General features: G+C 68.3%; 4 protein-coding genes. All 4 read right to left on the bottom strand.

The features are described 5' to 3' along the window. A partial coding sequence (locus JYJ84_RS31990) for a hypothetical protein (protein ID WP_205189954.1) occupies positions 1-972 on the bottom strand: 972 nt, incomplete at its 3' end. Positions 973-1,036: 64 nt separating this feature from the next. Then, positions 1,037-2,101: a glycosyltransferase family 2 protein gene (locus tag JYJ84_RS31985; RefSeq protein WP_175222329.1), complete on the bottom strand. Its 1,065-nt coding sequence runs from the start codon at positions 2,099-2,101 to the stop codon at positions 1,037-1,039. A gap of 139 nt (positions 2,102-2,240) precedes the next feature. After that, complete coding sequence (gene yiaA, locus JYJ84_RS31980; protein WP_027788274.1) at positions 2,241-2,684, bottom strand: inner membrane protein YiaA; 444 nt, start codon at positions 2,682-2,684, stop codon at positions 2,241-2,243. Between the two features lie 102 nt (positions 2,685-2,786). Beyond that, positions 2,787-3,371, bottom strand: a 585-nt coding sequence (locus JYJ84_RS31975; RefSeq protein WP_205189953.1) for an AraC family transcriptional regulator, incomplete at its 5' end; no start/stop codon positions are given.

Below are 3,371 nucleotides of genomic sequence, written 5' to 3'. Positions count from 1 at the left end.
CGCAGCGGCGGCCGGATCGCGACGCCATCCGAGAATCAGGCCGATGAAGCTTTCCTGCATGAACGCATGGGCGGATGCTGTCGCCCCCGCGAATGCCTCCTCGCGGCCGTTCACGCGCAGGTAGCCATTGCCGTCGCGTGCGCCGAATTCGATCCTGTCGTTCTTCCTGAAGCCGCGCGCGCGCATGTCCGTCACGAGCGCACTGCCGTCGAGGCCGAACAGGAACAGCTCGCGCTGTGCAACCCACACCGGAATGTGATTGCTCAATGCGTCGAAACGAATCGCCCACGTGCCGGACGCGAGTGCGCGATCGACGTCGGCATCGTGCGGCGCGTTCGACGTAAAGCTCGCACGCGCAACCGACTTCGTCAGGCCGCCAACGCCGAGCGCGACCGTGATGTCGTCCGCGGACGGCTGCTTCGGATCGGTCGCACTCACCTTCACGAGATGCCGTGCGAGCCGCGATGCAAGCGACGGATGCGCGAACAGCGCCAGCGTTTCGTCCGGCGTGAGCACGTCGCGCTCGCCCTCGCCCTCCTTCACGCGCACGCGATACGGATCGATCCGGACATCGGTGAACGTGCCGTGCACGGGCGCATGGACGTACACGTCGCGGTCCCATTTCGTGCCGTCGCGACGCAACAGCACGTGCACGCTCAGCGGCACGCGCCGGCCCTCGCCGTCGACGCCCGTGCCCTGCAGCAGCACGTCGCCGAGCACATCTTTCGTGCGGCGCGCCGCATCGCTCGAGAAGACGATCGCGTGCGCATCGGCATCGATGCGCGCGTGAACGTCGGGCGCATCGAGCGCGATGCGGTTGCAGTCCGTCGCGGCCGCGCTCGCGAACGGGCAGCCGCTTTGCGACGCGAAGTGGAAGATCCCGCGCCCTGCGTGATCGACCGGCGCGGCATGGACGCCGGCGCTGGCGGCAAACAGGGCGAGGCAGGCAACACGGGTGGCGAGAGAAGTCATGATCGTCGTCGGAATGGATGCCGGGGGCGGCGTGTCATGGCCGCGCGCGATGCGCGGCGCCGGTTCAATGGCGGTGATAGGACAGCGCTTCGAGATCGCGCCGGGCCGACGCGCGCCCGGCGAGACCGAACCCGCGTGCGAGCGCGCCGAGCGTATCGACGACGGACGCGGCGATCGTGACGCCGACGGCCGCGAGATAGCGAGTCGCGCCCAGCGGCGGCAGCTGCTGGCGATTGAGCGCGCGCAGACTGTAGCCGAGCCGCATGGCCATCACGCAGAACGGGCCGAGCGGGCCGCTGCGGCCGAGCCACTGCCACCCGCGCGGCAGGTACGCGTTGACGAGATACGGCGTCAGCCCGACGCTGTCCTCGCCGCGCATCCAGCGCAGCTTCAGCGATTCGCGATGTGTGTCCGGCAGCCGATGCTCGGTGTGCGCGGCCGGCGCGAACTCGACGGCCACGCCGGCTGCCTGCATCCGCAGCCCCATCACCTGGCAATGTGCGCGATAGACGCCGTCGAGCGGCTCGTAGCGGAATTGCGCGAACACGTCGCGGCGGAACGCGACGTTGTTCGCGTAGAAGTTGCGCGTTGCGCCATCGCGCAACGGGCTCGGGAAATACATGAAATCGATCGACGTCAGCGCGATGCCGAGCACGTTCGGCGCATAGCTGGTGCGCCCGGCCACCGCGACGGGCGCATCGCCGACTTCGCGACCGAACGGCGCGAGCAGGTGCTCGAGCCAGTCGTCGGCCGGCCGGCAATCGGCATCACCGAACACGACGATGTCGCAGCGGGCCGCGTCGACGCGATCGAACCCGTCGTTCTTCGCATCGTAGTAGCCGGTGCTCGCGCCGATCTCGACGAAATCGATCGGGCGACCAGCCAGCGCGGCGATCTCCGCGCACGCGTCGGCGGGCAGCCCGTCGTGCGTGATGATCCATTGTGCGAGTGCCGCGGGCGGAACGGTCTGCTTCGACAGCGCCGAGACGAGGCGCTTCAGGCTGTCGACGGCCTGCGCGAGGCCGGCGCCGCCGCGCAGGTTGTTCGTCTCCAGCACGAGCGCGGCTTTCGCTGCCACGGAACAGGCAGCCGCACGGGTGTGCCGTGTGGTTTCAGGGAAGTCTGGCATCCGGAATATCTCCATCGTCATGCGCATCGGCATGGATGAAACGAATGGGCGGGGAGCCCGCGGCGCATCGGCGAATGCGGGTCGCCCGCGACCGTCGTCGCAAAACGGGCGGCCTCGAAGGCGCCCGCTTCGCGTGCCGTCACTCCTGGACGGACGGCGCCGATTCGGCGTCGGTATAGCGCGGCTTCGCGTTCTGCAGGTCGCGCGTGTTCTTCTGCACCGCTACCGAACCGAACAGCGCGAGCACGAACGACATCGCGTAGAAGCCCTTCTCGCTCAACTGCAGCGTCGCGTTGAAGAGGCCGACGATCAGCAATGCGATCGACAGCAGCAGCGCGATCCAGCTGAGGCCGTAGTAGATGCCGGTGACGGGAATGCCTTCCGCGCGATCGCGGACGCTTTTCTGCAGCGAGATCGCCGCATAGAGGCCGAACACCAGCACGGTGAAGTAGTAGCCCTTCTCGTTGAGCTGCATGCCAGCGTTCCAGAGACCGATCAGGAATGCTGCAAAACCGGCGAGCAGCGCGGCCCACGATGCGGCCACGAACGCGAACGACGGCTGCTGGATGGTGGTCTGGTTCATTGCTTTGCCCTCTCTTTCTTCTTGTTCGAAATCGTTTTCGCTGAACTGCGTTTCGCGCATGGTAGCAGCTTTGGCACACGGCAAGACGGCTTGCTTGCAGTCTTACAATTCGCGCTGCGCCCGCCGCCAGCGGCCCGGCGTGGTGCCGAGGACCGCGCGAAACGCCTTGCCGAACGCGGCCTCGGACTGGTAACCGACCGCTTGCCCGATCTCCGCCTGCCCGCGCTGCGTGTCCTGCAGCAGCGCGCATGCATGCATCATCCGGATCTGCGCGACGAACGTGCCGACACTCATCCCGGCCCGCTCGCGGAAATGCCGCGCGTACGTCGCGCGCGACATCGCCGATGCGTCGCCGAGCGACTCGACCGTCCACGGTTTCTCCGGCGCCTGCAGCACGGCCTGCACCGACGGGCCGAGCCGCGCGTCGGCCGCAAGCGCGAGCCAGCCGGACGGCACGCGCGCACCACGACCGTATGCGCGCAACGCGTACGCGAGCAGCGCCTGGCCGAGCGCATTGACGATCGCGCCGGCGCCAGGCTGCCCGTTCGACGCCTCGGCGCGCAGCACGCTCGTCAGCAGTTGCAGCGGCGCGAACCCCGACGCCTCGCGCAGCCCGACATGCAGCACATGCGGCAGCGTGCGCATCAGCAGTTCGCCCGCGCCGCGCGCATAGACGAACCGTCCGCA

It is taken from the genome of Burkholderia sp. LMG 13014, assembly GCF_905232215.1.
Lineage (GTDB): Bacteria > Pseudomonadota > Gammaproteobacteria > Burkholderiales > Burkholderiaceae > Burkholderia.
The sequence above is the reverse complement of the archived record's forward strand: the minus strand, read 5'-3'. Positions and strand labels throughout refer to the sequence as shown.

Coding starts and splice junctions, on each gene's coding strand:
- JYJ84_RS31985 (WP_175222329.1), bottom strand. CDS start 2,101: ATGCCAGACTTCCCTGAAACCACACGGCACACCCGTGCGGCTGCCTGT.
- yiaA (WP_027788274.1), bottom strand. CDS start 2,684: ATGAACCAGACCACCATCCAGCAGCCGTCGTTCGCGTTCGTGGCCGCA.